General features: G+C 66.1%; 14 protein-coding genes. 4 read left to right on the top strand and 10 right to left on the bottom strand.

The annotated features are described in order from the left end of the window. Window positions 1-312 precede the first annotated feature (312 nt). Window positions 313-1,719 (bottom strand): aminotransferase, encoded by a 1,407-nt coding sequence (locus C0V75_RS08660; RefSeq protein ID WP_101920472.1) that lies wholly within the window; start codon window positions 1,717-1,719, stop codon window positions 313-315. Window positions 1,720-2,119: 400 nt separating this feature from the next. After that, entirely contained in the window at window positions 2,120-3,295 is a 1,176-nt protein-coding gene (locus C0V75_RS08665) for a M20 aminoacylase family protein (protein WP_101920473.1), read from the bottom strand. A 57-nt stretch (window positions 3,296-3,352) separates the two neighbouring features. On the opposite strand from C0V75_RS08665, the gene mazG reads away from it, so the two are divergent. The 3 genes from mazG (at window position 3,353) to C0V75_RS08680 (ending at window position 6,517) form a co-directional block, all read left to right on the top strand. Further along, window positions 3,353-4,198, top strand: a complete 846-nt coding sequence (gene mazG / locus C0V75_RS08670; RefSeq protein ID WP_101920474.1) for a nucleoside triphosphate pyrophosphohydrolase — start codon at window positions 3,353-3,355, stop codon at window positions 4,196-4,198. Between the two features lie 168 nt (window positions 4,199-4,366). Then, window positions 4,367-5,368 carry a Fe(3+) ABC transporter substrate-binding protein gene (locus C0V75_RS08675; RefSeq protein WP_101920783.1) on the top strand — a complete coding sequence of 334 codons (1,002 nt, stop codon included), beginning with the start codon at window positions 4,367-4,369 and terminating at the stop codon, window positions 5,366-5,368. Window positions 5,369-5,569: 201 nt separating this feature from the next. Continuing rightward, complete coding sequence (locus tag C0V75_RS08680) at window positions 5,570-6,517, top strand: nucleoside hydrolase (RefSeq protein WP_101920475.1); 948 nt, start codon at window positions 5,570-5,572, stop codon at window positions 6,515-6,517. A 27-nt stretch (window positions 6,518-6,544) separates the two neighbouring features. Here the strand turns inward: C0V75_RS08680 and phoB are convergent, their stop codons facing one another. From phoB to C0V75_RS08715, 7 genes are all read right to left on the bottom strand, one after another. Next, entirely contained in the window at window positions 6,545-7,231 is a 687-nt protein-coding gene (gene phoB, locus C0V75_RS08685; RefSeq protein WP_101920476.1) for a phosphate regulon transcriptional regulator PhoB, read from the bottom strand. Window positions 7,232-7,238: 7 nt separating this feature from the next. Continuing rightward, window positions 7,239-7,946 carry a phosphate signaling complex protein PhoU gene (phoU, locus tag C0V75_RS08690; protein ID WP_101920477.1) on the bottom strand — a complete coding sequence of 236 codons (708 nt, stop codon included), beginning with the start codon at window positions 7,944-7,946 and terminating at the stop codon, window positions 7,239-7,241. Window positions 7,947-7,956: 10 nt separating this feature from the next. Then, on the bottom strand, window positions 7,957-8,751 hold the full coding sequence (gene pstB / locus C0V75_RS08695) for a phosphate ABC transporter ATP-binding protein PstB (protein ID WP_101920478.1): 795 nt from the start codon (window positions 8,749-8,751) through the stop codon (window positions 7,957-7,959). 11 nt (window positions 8,752-8,762) lie between these two features. Continuing rightward, window positions 8,763-10,112: a phosphate ABC transporter permease PstA gene (gene pstA, locus C0V75_RS08700; RefSeq protein WP_101920479.1), complete on the bottom strand. Its 1,350-nt coding sequence runs from the start codon at window positions 10,110-10,112 to the stop codon at window positions 8,763-8,765. Beyond that, window positions 10,109-11,569, bottom strand: coding sequence for a phosphate ABC transporter permease subunit PstC (gene pstC / locus C0V75_RS08705; protein ID WP_101920480.1), 1,461 nt, complete (start codon window positions 11,567-11,569; stop codon window positions 10,109-10,111). The genes pstA and pstC overlap by 4 nt, the downstream gene beginning before the upstream one ends. Before the next feature lie 58 nt (window positions 11,570-11,627). Continuing rightward, window positions 11,628-12,689 (bottom strand): PstS family phosphate ABC transporter substrate-binding protein, encoded by a 1,062-nt coding sequence (locus C0V75_RS08710; protein ID WP_101920481.1) that lies wholly within the window; start codon window positions 12,687-12,689, stop codon window positions 11,628-11,630. Between the two features lie 151 nt (window positions 12,690-12,840). Further along, window positions 12,841-13,860, bottom strand: a complete 1,020-nt coding sequence (locus tag C0V75_RS08715) for a cell wall metabolism sensor histidine kinase WalK (protein WP_101920482.1) — start codon at window positions 13,858-13,860, stop codon at window positions 12,841-12,843. 72 nt (window positions 13,861-13,932) lie between these two features. Between C0V75_RS08715 and C0V75_RS08720 the strand changes: the two genes are divergently transcribed. Next, complete coding sequence (locus tag C0V75_RS08720; protein ID WP_101920483.1) at window positions 13,933-14,337, top strand: hypothetical protein; 405 nt, start codon at window positions 13,933-13,935, stop codon at window positions 14,335-14,337. Window positions 14,338-14,352: 15 nt separating this feature from the next. Here C0V75_RS08720 and iolB read toward each other — a convergent pair whose 3' ends face one another. Then, window positions 14,353-15,162 carry a 5-deoxy-glucuronate isomerase gene (gene iolB / locus C0V75_RS08725; protein ID WP_101920484.1) on the bottom strand — a complete coding sequence of 270 codons (810 nt, stop codon included), beginning with the start codon at window positions 15,160-15,162 and terminating at the stop codon, window positions 14,353-14,355. Between the last annotated feature and the right edge of the window lie 93 nt (window positions 15,163-15,255).

Raw genomic sequence — 15,255 nt, forward strand, 5'->3', positions numbered from 1 at the left:
TGGGGATGTCCCTGAACAGCAGCGCAGTCGTTTGGAAAGCCGAGACGCGCGGATCGGGTGCCGCGAAGGTGCCATGCCGGGTGGCCATGTCAAGCGGCGGGCTGCGGCGATCCGGCGCGCGGTGATGTAACCCTCTGACATGGCGAAAGATTTCCCGTCACCGGCTGTGCCGGATGCTGTGCCGCCTTCTGTGCAGCAAACTGTGGCCACGCAGCGCACGGCGGGTTTACCGGCAGGTTGCGTTAACCAAGCCGCGCGAATCGGCGGCTGGACGGTCACGGGGCGTGCAGCCGCCGGGGCGGGGTTTCAGGGTCAGCCGAGACGATAGCCTTCGCGCACCAGTTCATCCGTCACCTGACGGATCGCCTTTTCCAGCGTGACGGCGACGAATTCCACCTCGTCTTCAGAGATGACGAGGGGCGGCGACATCACGTTCAGATGCGCCAGCGGACGCACGATCAGACCCATCGCCTCGGCCGCGTTCGAGATGCGCTTGCTTTCATTCACCCCATCGGGGAGCGGCGCCTTCGTCGCCTTGTCCATCACATTCTCGGTGCAGATCATCAGGCCCCGGCCCCGCACCTGCCCCACCAGCGGCAGGTCTTCCAGCCGCTTCAGCCGCGCCTGGAACAGCGCGCCCATGCGCGCGGCATTGGCCAGAAGACCCTCGCGTTCCATGATCTCGATGTTCTTCAGGCCCGCGGCACAGGCGACGGGATGGCCGGAATAGGTGAACCCGGCGGTGAACCAGCGGTCGGGGTCCTGCCCCATGATCTGCCACAGCCGATCGGAAAAGATCATCGCGCCCAGCGGCACATAGCCCGAGGTCAGGCCCTTGGCCGTGGTGATGATGTCGGGCGTGACGCCGAAGACATCTTCGGAGGCGAACCAATGGCCGAGGCGGCCGAAGGCGGTGACCACCTCATCGGCGATGAAGAGGATGCCGTGACGCTGGCAGACCTGCCACATCCGGTGCAGATAGCCCTCGGGCGGGACGATCACGCCCCCCGAGGCCTGGATCGGCTCGGCGATGAAACCGCCGATGCGGTCGGCCCCCACGCGGGCGATGAGGTCTTCATATTCCTGCACCAGCGCATCGCAGAACTCGGCCTCTGTCATCCCCTCCGGACGGCGATAGGTGTCGGGCGGCGAAAGATGCCAGATGCCATCCTCCTTGTAGCGGAATTCCGGCACCCGGTCGCCCGGACGCTTGCCCACGCTTTGCGACAGATAGGTGGAGCCGTGATAGCTGTGGTCCCGCGCGACGATCCCGGTCTTGTCGGGATGGCCGAGGCAGGATTGCACATAGGCCACCATGCGGATCGCGGTATCCACGGCGGTCGAGCCGCCGGTGGTGAACATCACGCGGTTCAGATCGCCGGGCGCCAGCGAGGCCAGTTTCGCGGCCAGCCGGGCGGAGGGGTCATTGGCCATGTCCACGAAGGTATTGGAAAAGGCCAGCCGTTCCGCCTGTTCGGCGATGGCCTGCGCCATCTCGCGCCGCCCGAGCCCGATATTGGTGCACCAGAGCCCGCCCACCGAATCGAGATAGCGCTTGCCATCGGCATCCCAGAGCCAGCAGCCCTCGCCCCGCGTGATGACCAGCGCGCCTTCCTTCTGGAAGCTGCCGAAATTCGTCCAGGGATGAAGGGCGTGGCTGTGATCCATCTCCCAGAGATCGGCGGGAGAGGGCGAATTGAGCGCGGCGAGGGGCGACATCGGGAGAATCCGTGCAGTGAGTTATTGCACATTAGTATAACAAATCGGGGCCATTCGCGCCAGAGCGGTGGGCGGTGATCCTGCGGCGCGCTGCGCGCGTTCCTCTTGTCTCGCCTCCCGCGCCTGCGCGCGTCCGGCTCGGCGTCAGGGGGGCTCGCCCCCCTCTTGTCCCGCCTGCGGCGCGCCAATTCACCCCCGAGGATATTTGCAGACAGAAAGTGCAGCAGACCTGAAACCTAGGGACTCAGGCGCGGCGGCCTGTCCACTTTCTGTCGGAAAATATCCACAGGGGGTGAATTGGCCGCAGGCCAAGAGGGGGCGCGTGCGCCCCCTGACCCCGAGCCGGAGCGCGGAACGCGCGCAGGCGAGACAAAAGGAACGCGCGCAGCGCTCCGCCTGGTCAGGCGAGGGGCTGGGCGCGTTCGACGAGGCGGGCGAAGAAGCTGGCGCCGATGGGGGCGGCCTCGTCGTTGAAGTCATAGGCGGGGTGGTGGAGGCCCGCGCCCGGTCCGGTGCCAAGGAAGAGATAGGCGCCGGGACGGGCTTCGAGCATGTAGGAGAAATCCTCCGACCCCATCTCGCGGTTCGCCTTGTCATTTACCGCCGTCTCGCCCGACACCTCGCGCGCCACTTCGGCGGCGAAGGCGGCAGAGGCGGCTTCGTTGATCGTGGCGGGATAGCCCCAGTCATAGTCGATCCGCGCGGTGACGTTATAGGCCAGCGCATGGCCTTCGATGATTTCGTGGATGCGGCGCTTGAGCAGGGCGCGGACATCGGGGTTGAAACAGCGGATCGTGGCGCAGAACATCGCCTCTTCGGGGATGATGTTCGAGGCGGTGCCGGTATGGATCTGCGTGACGGAAATCACCGCCTCGTCCAGCGCATAGACATTGCGCGGGATGATCGTCTGGATCGCCTGCACCATGCCCACCACGGCGATGACCGGGTCGATGCATTCATGCGGATTGGCCCCATGGCCGCCCTTGCCGGTGATATAGACGAAGGCCGTATCGACCGAGGCCATCAGGGCACCCGGATTGGTGTGGAAATGGCCGAATTCCACATTCGGCGCATTGTGGATGCCATAGACGGAGCCGATGCCGAACCGGTCCATCACGCCTTCCTTGACCATCACCTCGCCGCCGCCGCCATCCTCTTCCGCAGGCTGGAACAGGAGCGCGACGCGGCCCGAAAATCGGCGCGTTTCGGCCAGATACTTGGCCGCCCCCAGCAGCATGGCGACATGGCCGTCATGGCCGCAGGCATGCATCTTGCCGGGGATGGTGGAGGCATGGGCCGCCCCCGTCATCTCTTCGATGGGCAATGCGTCCATATCGGCGCGCAGGCCGATGGTGGGGGCATCGGGGGCATCGCCCCCCTGCCCCCGGATGATCGCCACGATCCCGGTCTTGGCGATGCCGGTATGGATTTCGTCCACACCCATCTCGCGCAGCCGGTCCTGGATGAAGGCTGCCGTATCGTGGCAGTCGAAGGCCAGTTCCGGATGGGCATGGAGATGGCGACGCCAGGCCTTCATTTCTTCGGCGTAAGCGGCGATACGGTTGAGGACGGGCATTGCGGTTTCCTTGCGCGTGGTTGCCTTTGATCAAATCCGAATTCCGGGGGGGCTGCAATGGCCGTGGATGAACGTGACGGGGCGTCAGGCGGGAAGCTGATCACCGATCCCGAGGGCGGGGTGCCGCGGCTGCTGGCGATCATGCGCGCCCTGCGCGACCCGGCGGGGGGATGCCCCTGGGATCTGGAGCAGAATTTCGACACGATCGCCCCCTATACGCTGGAAGAGGCGCATGAGGTGGCCGATGCCATCGCCCGCCGCGCCTGGGGCGAGTTGCGGGGGGAGTTGGGGGACCTGCTGTTCCAGGTCGTCTATCATGCGCAGATGGCCGAGGAGGCCGGGCATTTCGCCTTTGACGATGTGGTGCGGGCGATCTCGGACAAGATGGTGGCGCGGCATCCGCATGTCTTTGGCGCGGAGAGCCGGGACAAGAGCGCGGCGCAGCAGACCGCGGATTGGGAACGGATCAAGGCCGCCGAGCGGGGCGCGGCGCGGGTGCTGGACGGGGTGGCGCTGGGGTTGCCGGCGCTGACGCGGGCGGTGAAGCTGCAAAAGCGCGCGGCGCGGGTGGGGTTCGACTGGCCCTCGACCGATGAGGTGGTGGCCAAGATCGCGGAAGAGGCGGCGGAACTGGTGGAGGCGCGCGACCGGCTGACGGAGGCGGAGGTGGCCGAGGAATTCGGCGACCTGCTTTTCGTGATGGCCAATCTGGCGCGGCATCTGGAGGTGGACCCGGAGGCGGCGCTGCGGGCGGCGAATGCCAAGTTCACCCGCCGTTTCGGGCGGATCGAGGACTGGCTGGCCGAGGCGGGCAAGCGGCCCGATCAAAGCGACCTGGCCGAGATGGACGCGCTGTGGAACCGCGCCAAGGCCGAGGAGAAGGCGGCGCGCAAGGGCGATTGAGCCGAATTTTCCGTAATTTGCGGAACGAGGCTGAGATGCCGTCGCAGGATCAAGGGCCGGGGGGCTGCGGCAGATTTGCCGATCATTTTCGTCGGATATTGACCCGAGTGAAATAGTAAGGTTTATGGGGCGCATCAAATTCCGACAAAAGGACTCAAGCAAATGTCGATGCGCCTTTCCTTTCTGGCCCTTGCCTGCGCGACCACGGCCCTTCCCGCCTTCGCGCAAGAGATCAACGTCTATTCGCACCGCCAGCCGGAACTGATCCAGCCGCTCGTCGATGCCTTCACCGCCGAGACGGGGATCACCGTGAACGTGGCCTTCGTGGACAAGGGCATGGCCGAGCGTCTGGTGGCCGAGGGCGACCGGTCGCCCGCCGATCTGGTGCTGACGGTGGATATCGCGCGGCTGACCCAGATCGTCGATGCGGGCGTGACCCAGCCGGTGCAATCGGATGTGCTGGAGGCGAATATCCCCGCCGATCTGCGCGATGCCGAGGATCACTGGTTCGGGCTGACCAGCCGGGCGCGCATCGTCTATGCCAGCGTGGACCGCGTGGCCGAGGGCGAGGTCACGACCTACGAGGACCTCGCCGATCCGAAATGGGCGGGCCGCATCTGCATCCGCTCGGGGACCAATGACTATAACGTGGCGCTGACGGCGGCGATGCTGGCCCATCACGGTGCCGAAGAGACCAAGGCCTGGCTGGAAGGCGTGAAGGCCAATCTGGCGCGCAAGCCGGAAGGCGGGGACCGCGATCAGGTGAAGGCGATCGCGGCAGGCCAATGCGACATCGCGGTGGGCAACACCTATTACATCGGCCAGATGCTGAATGACCCGGAGCAGAAGGAGGCCGCCGAGGCGGTGCGCATCCTCTTCCCGGTCTTCGAAGGCGCGGGCACGCATCTGAACGTGTCGGGCGTGGCGATGACCAAGGCCGCCCCGAATCGCGAGAACGCGCTGAAGTTCATGGAATGGCTGGCCGGGGACGAGGCGCAGCGCATCTATGCCGAAACCAACCACGAATATCCGGTGAAGCCGGGCGTGGCGCGGTCGGAACTGGTGACAAGCTGGGGTGAATTCACCGCCGATCCGATGCCGCTGACCGATGTGGCGAAGCTGCGTCCCGAGGCGCTGAAACTGATCGAAGAGGTCAATTTCGACGGCTGACCGTCGACAATGTCTGACGGGTGCAGGGGCGCCACCGGCGCCCCTTTTCCGTTTTGACTGTCTGGACAAGACCGGTTTCATCAGTTTCTCTGCCCAAATTACGACGAATGTCGCAAATCACTCACGAAGCGCGAGTGAACATCGGACTTGGGGATGTTCCGATAGGGCGACAAAAGATGAATGATTCCGAAAGGCACAGGCATGACACAGACGCGCAAGATCATCATCGACACCGATCCCGGACAGGATGATGCGGTGGCGATCCTTCTTGCCCTTGCCAGCCCGGAGGAAATCGAGGTTCTGGGGATCACCGCCGTCGCGGGCAATGTGCCGCTGGCCCTGACCCAGAAGAATGCCCGCATCATCTGCGAACTGGCCGGCAAGCCGGAGTTGCATGTCTTTGCGGGCTGCGACCGTCCGATGCGGCGCAAGCTGGTGACGGCGGAACATGTGCATGGCAAGACCGGGCTGGACGGGCCGCAGATGGCCGATCCGGTGATGGCCTTGCAGGATCAGCATGGCGTCGATTTCATCATCGAGACGCTGCGGCGCGAGGCGGCGCATACGGTGACGCTCTGCCCGCTCGGGCCGCTGACGAACATCGCCACGGCCTTTGAACGCGCGCCCGATATCGTGGATCGGGTGCAGCAGATCGTGCTGATGGGCGGGGCCTATTTCGAGGTGGGCAACATCACCCCGGCGGCAGAGTTCAACATCTATGTCGATCCCGAGGCGGCGGCGATCGTCTTCGGTTCGGGCGTGCCGCTGGTGGTGATGCCGCTGGACGTCACGCACAAAGCGCTGACCACCCGCGCGCGGGTGGAGGCCTTCCGCGCCCTCGGCAACGAGGCGGGGCGGATGGTGGCGGAATGGACGGATTTCTTCGAACGCTTCGACATGCAGAAATACGGCAGCGAGGGCGCGCCGCTGCATGACCCCTGCGTGATCGCCTATCTTCTTCGCCCCGACCTGTTCGCCGGTCGCCACATCAATGTGGAGATCGAGACGCAGTCGGAGCTCACACTGGGCATGACGGTCGCGGATTGGTGGGGGGTGACGAAACGGCCGGCCAATGCGCTGTTCATCGGATCGGTCGATGCGGACGGGTTCTATGGCCTGCTGACAGAGCGGCTCGCGCGGTTGCCGTAGGATGGGCAGGACTGCCCATCCTGCCCCTCAGCCAAGCGCATAGCCCGATCCGCGCACGGTGCGGATCGGGTCCTCGCCCCCGGCCTCTGTCAGCGCCTTGCGCAGGCGGCCGACATGGACATCCACGGTGCGCGTCTCGACATAGATGTCGCGGCCCCAGACCCGGTCGAGCAGCGCCTCGCGGGTGAAGACCCGCCCCGGGCGTTCCATGAAACAGGCGAGCAGGCGGAATTCCGTCGGCCCCAGCCGAACCTCGCCCCCTGCGCGATGCACGCGGTGGGTTTCGGTATCCAGCCGGATATCGCCATGTTCCAGCACGATCCCCACCGTGGCAGGGCGCACGCGGCGCAATTGCACCCGCACCCGCGCCATGAGTTCCACCATCGAATAGGGTTTGACCACATAGTCATCCGCCCCGGTTTCAAGGCCCCGGACGCGATCCACCTCTTCGCTGCGGGCCGAGATCATGATGACGGGGATGGCGCGCGTCTCGGGCCGGGCCTTGAGGCGGCGGCAGAGCTCGATCCCGGAAAGTTCGGGCAGCATCCAGTCGAGGAGGATCACGTCGGGCGGGGTTTCGGCGACGATCAGTTCCGCCTCGGCCCCCGAGACGGCCTGCATCACCTCGAACCCATCGGCGGCAAGGTTATAGGCCAGAACCTCGCGCTGGGCGGGTTCATCCTCGACCAGAAGGACGGTCGGGCGCGTGGTCATCTCCGCCTCAGACCGCAGGCCCTGTCATCGTGCTGTCCACCTTGGGGCGGGCATCGCCGGGCAATTGCCCGGTGACAAGGTAGATCACCTGTTCCGCCACGGCGGTGGCATGGTCCCCGACCCGTTCGATGTTCTTGGCGATGAAATGCAGATGCATCGCGGGGGTGATGTTGCGCGGGTCTTCCATCATATGGGTCAAGAGTTCGCGGAAGAGCGCGTTATACATCTGATCGACCTCGTGGTCGCGCTGGCGCACATCCTCGGCCAGCCGTGCATCGCGGGCGATATAGGCATCGAGTCCGTCCTTCAGCAGCAGCGCCACCTGTTTGGCCATCCGGCGGATCGACCCGGTGGAGCCCGGCAGGGCCGTCATCTGGGCCAGCACCATGGAGCGTTTGGCCAGGTTCTTGGCATAGTCGCCGCAGCGTTCCAGATTGGCGGCGATCTTCATCACCGTCAGCACCGTGCGCAGGTCCGAGGCGGCGGGGGCGCGGATGGCAATGACGCGGGCGCATTCGGAATTGATCTGCTCTTCCAGCGCGTCGATGGCCTTGTCGCCGGCGCGGACACGCTGGGCGATTTCCTCGTCGCGGGTTTCCAGCGCCTCGGCGGCGTCAAGGATGGCGGCCTCCACCAGGCCGCCCATGCGCGCAAGCAGCGCCTGGATGGATTCAAGATCGCGGTCGAAGGCGGAGAGGATATGGGACTGGGACATGGGTTCTCCGTCAGCCGATGCGGCCGGTGATATAGGCTTCGGTCCGGGGGTCGGTCGGGTTGGTGAAGATATGGCCCGTCTCGCCATATTCGACGAGGCTGCCCAGATGGAAAAAGGCCGTGCGCTGCGACACGCGGGCGGCCTGCTGCATGGAATGGGTCACGATCACGACCGAGAACTGGGCGCGCAATTCGTCGATCAACTCTTCCACCTGGGCCGTGGCGATGGGGTCGAGGGCGGAGCAGGGTTCGTCCATCAGCAGCACTTCGGGCGAGGTGGCAACGGCGCGGGCGATGCAGAGCCGCTGCTGCTGACCGCCCGAGAGGCCGGTGCCGGGGGCGGTGAGACGGTCCTTCACCTCATTCCACAGCGCGGCCTTGCGCAGCGAGGTTTCGACGATCTCGTCGAGATCCGCCTTGCTGCGGGCAAGGCCATGGATCTTGGGGCCATAGGCCACATTCTCGTAGATCGACTTCGGAAAGGGGTTCGGCTTCTGGAACACCATCCCCACCTTGGCGCGCAGTTGCACGGGATCGACGCGGGGGTCGTAGATGTCCTGCCCGTCCATCTCGATCCGGCCGGTGACGCGGGCGCTGGCCACGGTGTCATTCATCCGGTTCAGGCAGCGCAGGAAGGTGGATTTCCCGCAGCCCGAGGGGCCGATGAAGGCCGTCACCGTCTTGTCGAGGATATCGACATCGACATCCTTCAGCGCGTGGTTCGTCCCGTAATGGACCTGCACGCCGCGGGCCGTCATCTTGGCGGTTTCTGTCACGACTCTCTCCGTCAGACGCATGTCGTTCATGGGGGTCCCCTTTACCAGCGCCGCTCGAAGCGGCGGCGGAGTATGATGGCGAGGGCGTTCATGGCCAGAAGGAAGGCCAGAAGCACGATGATGGCGCCCGAGGCGCGTTCCACGAAGGCGGGATCGGCGCGCTGGGTCCAGCTATAGACCTGCACCGGCAGGGCGGCGGCGGGGTCAAGCAGGCCCTGCGGCGGCGCGCCGGGGAAATCGCGCACGAAGGCCACCATCCCGATCAGGAGGAGCGGGGCGGATTCGCCAAGCGCGCGGGCAAGGCCAAGGATGGTGCCGGTCAGGATGCCGGGCATGGCCAGCGGCAGGACATGGTGAAAGATCGCCTGCATCTTCGAGGCCCCCACCCCCAGCGCCGCGTCGCGGATCGAGGGCGGCACGGCCTTCAGGCTGGCGCGGGTGGCGATGATGATGGTGGGCAGCGTCATCAGCGTCAGCACCAGCCCCCCCACCAGCGGCGCGGATTGCGGCAGGCCGAGGATATTGATGAAGAGCGCCAGCGCGAGGATGCCATAGACGATGGAGGGCACGGCGGCGAGGTTGGCGATGTTGATCTCGATCAGGTCGGTCCAGCGATTCCTGGGCGCCAGTTCCTCCAGATAGATCGAGGCGGCCACGCCGATGGGCAGCGACAGGACCAGCACCACAACCATCATATAGGCCGAGCCGAGGATGGCGACACCCAGACCCGCCGCCTCGGGCCGCAGTTCCGAGGCATCGGGGCGGGTCAGGAAGCCCGCATTGCCCTGCGTCCCAATCAGCCCCGCAGCGGCCATGCGATCGGCAAGGTCAAGCTGTGCCGGGGTGACATTGGCATCGCGGGCCGCGCTTTCGCGGGTCACCCGGCCCTTGAAATAGCCGTCGATGCGCGAGGTGGCGAGCGCCCGGAAGGTGAGGGTCTGCCCCACCAGCGAGGGATCGGCGAGGACGGCCGTGCGCAGGTCGGCGGCGGCCTCCTTGGACAGCAGGCCCGTCACCTCCTTTTCCGACAGGGCATCGGTGGCGATGCCCTTTTCGGCCAGGGCCGCGATCAGCGCCGCCTCAAGCAGCTTGCCATAGCCCAGCGTGGTGACCTGCCGCATCTCTTCGGGGTTGCGGTTCCCCTCCTTGTCCAGCAGCGCCGCGTCCAGCGTGACGGGAACCGTGATCCAGGTCTGGCGAAAGGCCGAAAGCCCGTTGCCAAGGACCGATGTCAGCAGGACCACCAGCGCCAGCAGCCCCAGGCCGACGGCAGAGAGGCCCAGCAGGCGGAAGCGGCGTTCCGAAGCGTTGCGGCGGCGGGTGCGGGCATCGGGCGCGATCAGCGAGGCGCCCTTCGCAGGCGCCGGCGCGGCCAGGGAAGGCGCGGTCATTCGTACTGCTCCCGATATTTGCGGACGATGTAGAGCGCGAGGACATTCAGCCCCAACGTGAAGACGAAGAGCGTGAGGCCAAGCGCGAAGGCCACCAGCGTTTCAGGGCTGGCGAATTCGGTGTCGCCCGTAAGCTGGCTCACGATCTTGACCGTGACGGTGGTCATTGCCTCGAAGGGGTTGAGGTCCAGCTTCGCCGCCGCCCCCGCGCCAAGGACGACGATCATCGTCTCGCCGATGGCGCGGCTGGCGGCCATCAGGATCGCCCCCACGATGCCGGGAAGGGCGGCAGGAAAGACCACCTGGCGGATGGTTTCGGATTGCGTCGCGCCGATGGCGTAGGACCCGTCGCGCAGGGCCTGCGGCACGGCGTTGATGATGTCATCCGACAGGGACGAGACATAGGGGATCAGCATGATGCCCATGACCACCCCCGCCGTCATCACCGAAGAGGAACTGTCACCCAGTCCCATTGGCTGGGCGAACCAGTCGCGCAGGAAGGGGCCGACCGTCATCAGCGCAAAAAGGCCATAGACGATGGAGGGGATGCCGGCGAGGATCTCGATTGCCGGTTTCGCCACCGCGCGCAGGGCGGGGCTTGCATATTCCGACAGGTAGATCGCCGCCATCAGCCCGATCGGCACCGCAACCAAAAGCGCGATGGCCGACACATAGAGCGTTCCCCAGAGCAGCGGCCAGAGGCCGAGATCGGACCCGCCGCCGAATTTGGGCGACCAGGTCAGCGACAGGAAGAAATCCCGCGCGGGGTAAAGCTGGAAGAAATGCCAGCTTTCGAAGACCAGCGAAAAGATGATGCCCGCCGTGGTGAGGATCGCGATGGAGGAGGCCGCGATCAGCAGCACCTGCATCACCCGTTCCACCACATTGCGGGCGCGGAACTGCGGCGTCACGCGCCAGAGCGCCAGCAGGAACCCCGCCACCGCCAGGGCCAGCACCGCCACCGCCATCGCCCCCTGCCCCGTCGCCATGGACTGGCGATAGACCAGCGCCGCCCCGGCCACATGGGCCGAGATCGGCGCGGCCAGTGCCACATTCACCTCTGCAAGCCGCGCCTTCAGCGCCTCGGGCTGACTGGCCAGGGCGACGATCTCGCCCTCATTCGCTGTGCCGGAGGCGACGAGCACCTCCATCCCTTCGGCGATGCGGCGGATATCGGCCATGACCAGTTCGCGCGACGACCCGGCGCCGATGTCTTCGGGCAGGATCAGGGCCAGCGTGCTGCGTTCCACCGCCAGAGGCTGCACGATCAGCCAGACCAGCATCAGCAGCGCGGCAGGCACCGCCGCCGCCAGCGCCACGGCCTGCCCGTAATAGGCCGGCAGCGAATGCAGGTCGCGCGCATCGCCGCGCACGGCGGCCAGCGCCCGCTGGCGCCCCGCGACGAAGCCAAGGCCCGCAAGCCCGATCAGAAGAAGAAGGAGAAGGCCAAGGCTCATGATCCGGTCATCCTGCGATGCGGTAGGGTGGGGGCCGGTCTGGCGGGATCGGTCATCCTCATTGGCTCAGCGGTTCCATCGGGCGTTCGGCGGCCACAAGGGCCTGCGTCTCGGCCAGTTTCGGATCGGAGACGAGGCCGTAATCCGCCAGCGGCCCATCCGGCCCCGCCACCTCGTCGGACAGGAAGAAGGCCACATATTCCCGCAGGCCCGGGATCACCCCCATATGCGCCAGCTTGACGTAGAAGTAGAGCGGCCGGGACACCGGATAGTCGCCCGAGGCGATGGTTTCCACCGATGGCATCACGCCGCTCATCGGATAGACGCGCAGCCGGTCGGTATTGGACTGGTAGAAGGACAGGCCGAAGACGCCGATCCCCACGGGGTTGGACTGCACCCGCGCCAGCGTTTCGGTATAGTCGCCGTCGATATCGACCGACAGGCCATCGGTGCGCAGGTCGAGACAGGCCTCGTCGGCGGCCTTCTTCTTCGCCTCCTCATCCCCCTCGGCGGTGGCGGCGTAAAGGTCATGCGCCCCCGTCTCCTTGCAGCCCGCCAGAAGGACGTTGTGGTCAAAGACCTCGCGCGTGCCATGCTTGGTGCCGGGAATGAAGGCGAGGATCTCCTGCGACGGGAAGGCGGGGTTCACCTCGGCCCAGTCGCGCAGGCGGTTCTCGACCAGCGCACCGTCCTGCACGATCCGGGCGCCCAGGGCGCGATACCAATCGGCGGGGGTGAAGGCGAAATCGGGCTGGTCGCGCAAGGCGGCAAAGACGATGCCGTCATAGCCGAAGCGGACCTCCATCACCCCGGTCACGCCATTGGCATTGCAGAGGTCGATATCAGATTGCTTGATCCGGCTGGAGGAATTGGCGATGTCGATGGTCCCCTCGCCCAGCCCTTCGCACAGCTTCTTGCGCCCTGCCCCCGACCCGCCGCCTTCCACCACGGGGGTCGGATGTTCGAAATTCTCGCCGAAGAGTTCGGCCACGATGGTCGCATAGGGCAGCACGGTGGAACTGCCCGCGATCTGGATATTGTCCCGCGCGGCGGCAGGCGCGGCGAGGCAAAGCGCCGCCAGCAGGGCGGTGACGGCAGGGAAAGGCAGGCGGCTGGACATGCGGACTCCGTCTGGGGTCGCGCCATCAGGGTCAGGAGAGCCCGGGGACGCGCGCGCCTTTTGCGACAGCTTTGTAACAGTTCGATGACAATGCCGTCACATCACCCGCCGCCAGCCCCTGCCGCCCGTCCTGCACCCTGCGGTGCCGGGGTCAGGTTTCGGGGAAGATCACGCTGAAAACGCTGCCCTTTCCCCGCTCGCTTTCAATCCGGATGCGACCGCGATGGCGTTGCAGGATATGTTTCACAATGGCCAGACCCAGCCCCGTCCCGCCCTTCTCGCGCGAGCGGTGGCCGTCCACGCGATAGAATCGCTCGGTCAGCCGGGGGATATGGACCGCGTCGATCCCTTCGCCCCGGTCGATCACATCCACCCGCAGCCCCGGCCCGCGCGGCAGGGATTCGCGCGCCACATGCAGCGTGACCACGCCCCCTGCCCCGCCATATTTCACCGCATTCTCGATCAGGTTCACCAGAACCTGCGTGATCTGGTCGGCATCGCCGGGCATGGGCAAAGGCCCCGGCTCGCCGGTGATCTCCAGCCGCACCCCGGCCCCGTCGGCCAGCGGGCGCAACCCGTTCGCGGCGCTGGCAATCAGGGATGCCAGATCGACCCGCTCCGTCGGGCGGACACGCTCATCCGCCTCCACCTTCGACAGGTGCAGAAGATCCGAGATCAGGCGATTCATCCGCCCCGCCTCGCGTTCCATGATGCCCAGAAACCGTTCCCGCGCCGCCGCATCGTCGCGGGCGGCGCCCTTCAGCGTCTCGATGAATCCCAGCAGCGCGGTCAGCGGCGTGCGCAATTCATGGCTGACATTGGCCACGAAATCGCGGCGCATCTGGCCCATCTGTTCGGCCTCGGTCACATCCTCGAAGGTCAGGATGGCATGGCCCTCGGCGGGGGCGACGGTGACACGATAGATGATGTCCTGCGACGGGCCGGGGATGACATGGCGCGCCGTGCCCGTCTCGCCCTCTCCCAGCGCCGCCGCGATGGCCGATTGCAGCGCCGGCTGGCGCAGGGCCAGCAGGTGATGCCGCCCCTCCACCCCCGGCCCGAACAGCGCAAGGGCCGCCGCATTGGCCGCAAGGATGCGCTCGTCCGGCCCGATGGCCAGCACCGGCAGGGGAATCGCTGCCACGATTGTCCGCATCATTTCCGTATACATGCCACGCTCCTGCCGTGTTCCGCCCTCATAGCATGGAGAATCCGATAGGCCAGCGCAGAAGGGGCGGGCGTCATGCAGACGGGTGGACAGGAGCAGCTTCCCTCGCGGCCAAGGCCGCCGCGGAGCACGGCTGCGCGCCGGACGCGCGCCCCGCAGGTGCGCACGGGCGAGGTGGCAGAGACCCCGACCCGTGCCATCGTGCTGGGCTATCCGGCACAGCCGCCCGAAAGCATCGCGGTGGACGGGCCGGACAAGATCGACGCCGTCCTCCTGGCGACGATGGCGCCGGACAAGGTGATCTGCCCGCTCTTTTCCGAAAACTACGACGCGCTGGTCGTGGCGCAGCTTCTCACCAAGCTTGGCTTCAACGGCACGCTGGTCGTGGTCGCGCCCGACCTGCCCAATCCCCGCATGGTAGAGCGTGAAATCCGCAACCAGGCGGGCGGCATCAAGGTTGCGGTCGTCCTCCGCCCCTGAACCGAAGCCTGACCGTCACGGATTATCGCGGCGCCAGATCCAGTCATGATCGGGGTCGTTCTGGAATCGCCAGTTGCGGCGCGGCCCGGCCATGACGTTCAGGTAATAGAGGTCATAGCCGTAGGGCACGCCGCAGGGGTGATGCCCCTTCGGAACCAGGGTCACGTCATGGTCCTTCACCGCCATGGTGACATCGAGGCTGCCATCCTCGGTATAGACCCGCTGGATGCCGAAGCCCTGCGCCGGATTCAGGCGCATGTAATAGGTCTCTTCCAGATAGGTCATGCGCGGGAAATCATCCTCGTCATGGCGGTGGCTCGGATAGCTGGACCAGTTCCCCGCCGGGGTGAAGACCTCGGTCACCAGCAGGCTGTCGGCCACCTCGCGGCCTTCCATCGCAATGTTGTTGATGAAACGCGTATTGGCCCCCTGCCCGCGCGGGGTGAGTTCGATCCCCTCCGGCCCCAGCCGCCGCACGGGATGATTGCCCTTGCCCGGCGCCGTGCAGACGGCCAGCACGCAATCGGTGGTCGCTACCGCCGCCCAGTCGCTGCCATTCGGGACATAAAGGCAATGCGGCGGCGTCCTTTCGAAGACGCTCATCCGCGCGCCCATCTCGCCGAAGTCCTGCCCGCCTGCCGTGATCTGCGCGCGGCCCTCGACAAGCACGAGGATGGCTTCCCGATCCCCCGTCGCCTCTGCCGCCGACTGCCCCGGCGTCAGACGATAGAGGCCGAAGCCCACATAGCCCCAGCCCGCGCCTTCCGGCGTGATGTCATGGACCTTGCCATTGGTCCCCGTCGGTTTCCGCAAAAGCCCGGTCATTCCCCTGCCCTTCATCTGTTCTCAAATATCCCACGGGGTCAGCCATCGAGTCGCCATCGGTTCGAGACCGATGGCTGACGGGGTGTGAAACCC

Origin of the sequence: Tabrizicola sp. TH137, from assembly GCF_002855575.1 — a bacterium.
GTDB lineage: Bacteria > Pseudomonadota > Alphaproteobacteria > Rhodobacterales > Rhodobacteraceae > Paragemmobacter.

Excerpts from the sequence above, each read along its gene's own strand:
- iolB (WP_101920484.1), bottom strand. The coding sequence starts at position 15,162 with ATGACCGGGCTTTTGCGGAAACCGACGGGGACCAATGGCAAGGTCCAT.
- pstB (WP_101920478.1), bottom strand. The coding sequence starts at position 8,751 with ATGAACGACATGCGTCTGACGGAGAGAGTCGTGACAGAAACCGCCAAG.
- C0V75_RS08710 (WP_101920481.1), bottom strand. The coding sequence starts at position 12,689 with ATGTCCAGCCGCCTGCCTTTCCCTGCCGTCACCGCCCTGCTGGCGGCG.
- C0V75_RS08680 (WP_101920475.1), top strand. The coding sequence starts at position 5,570 with ATGACACAGACGCGCAAGATCATCATCGACACCGATCCCGGACAGGAT.
- pstC (WP_101920480.1), bottom strand. The coding sequence starts at position 11,569 with ATGAGCCTTGGCCTTCTCCTTCTTCTTCTGATCGGGCTTGCGGGCCTT.
- pstA (WP_101920479.1), bottom strand. The coding sequence starts at position 10,112 with ATGACCGCGCCTTCCCTGGCCGCGCCGGCGCCTGCGAAGGGCGCCTCG.
- C0V75_RS08715 (WP_101920482.1), bottom strand. The coding sequence starts at position 13,860 with ATGTATACGGAAATGATGCGGACAATCGTGGCAGCGATTCCCCTGCCG.
- C0V75_RS08720 (WP_101920483.1), top strand. The coding sequence starts at position 13,933 with ATGCAGACGGGTGGACAGGAGCAGCTTCCCTCGCGGCCAAGGCCGCCG.
- C0V75_RS08665 (WP_101920473.1), bottom strand. The coding sequence starts at position 3,295 with ATGCCCGTCCTCAACCGTATCGCCGCTTACGCCGAAGAAATGAAGGCC.
- mazG (WP_101920474.1), top strand. The coding sequence starts at position 3,353 with ATGGCCGTGGATGAACGTGACGGGGCGTCAGGCGGGAAGCTGATCACC.
- phoB (WP_101920476.1), bottom strand. The coding sequence starts at position 7,231 with ATGACCACGCGCCCGACCGTCCTTCTGGTCGAGGATGAACCCGCCCAG.
- C0V75_RS08660 (WP_101920472.1), bottom strand. The coding sequence starts at position 1,719 with ATGTCGCCCCTCGCCGCGCTCAATTCGCCCTCTCCCGCCGATCTCTGG.
- phoU (WP_101920477.1), bottom strand. The coding sequence starts at position 7,946 with ATGTCCCAGTCCCATATCCTCTCCGCCTTCGACCGCGATCTTGAATCC.
- C0V75_RS08675 (WP_101920783.1), top strand. The coding sequence starts at position 4,367 with ATGCGCCTTTCCTTTCTGGCCCTTGCCTGCGCGACCACGGCCCTTCCC.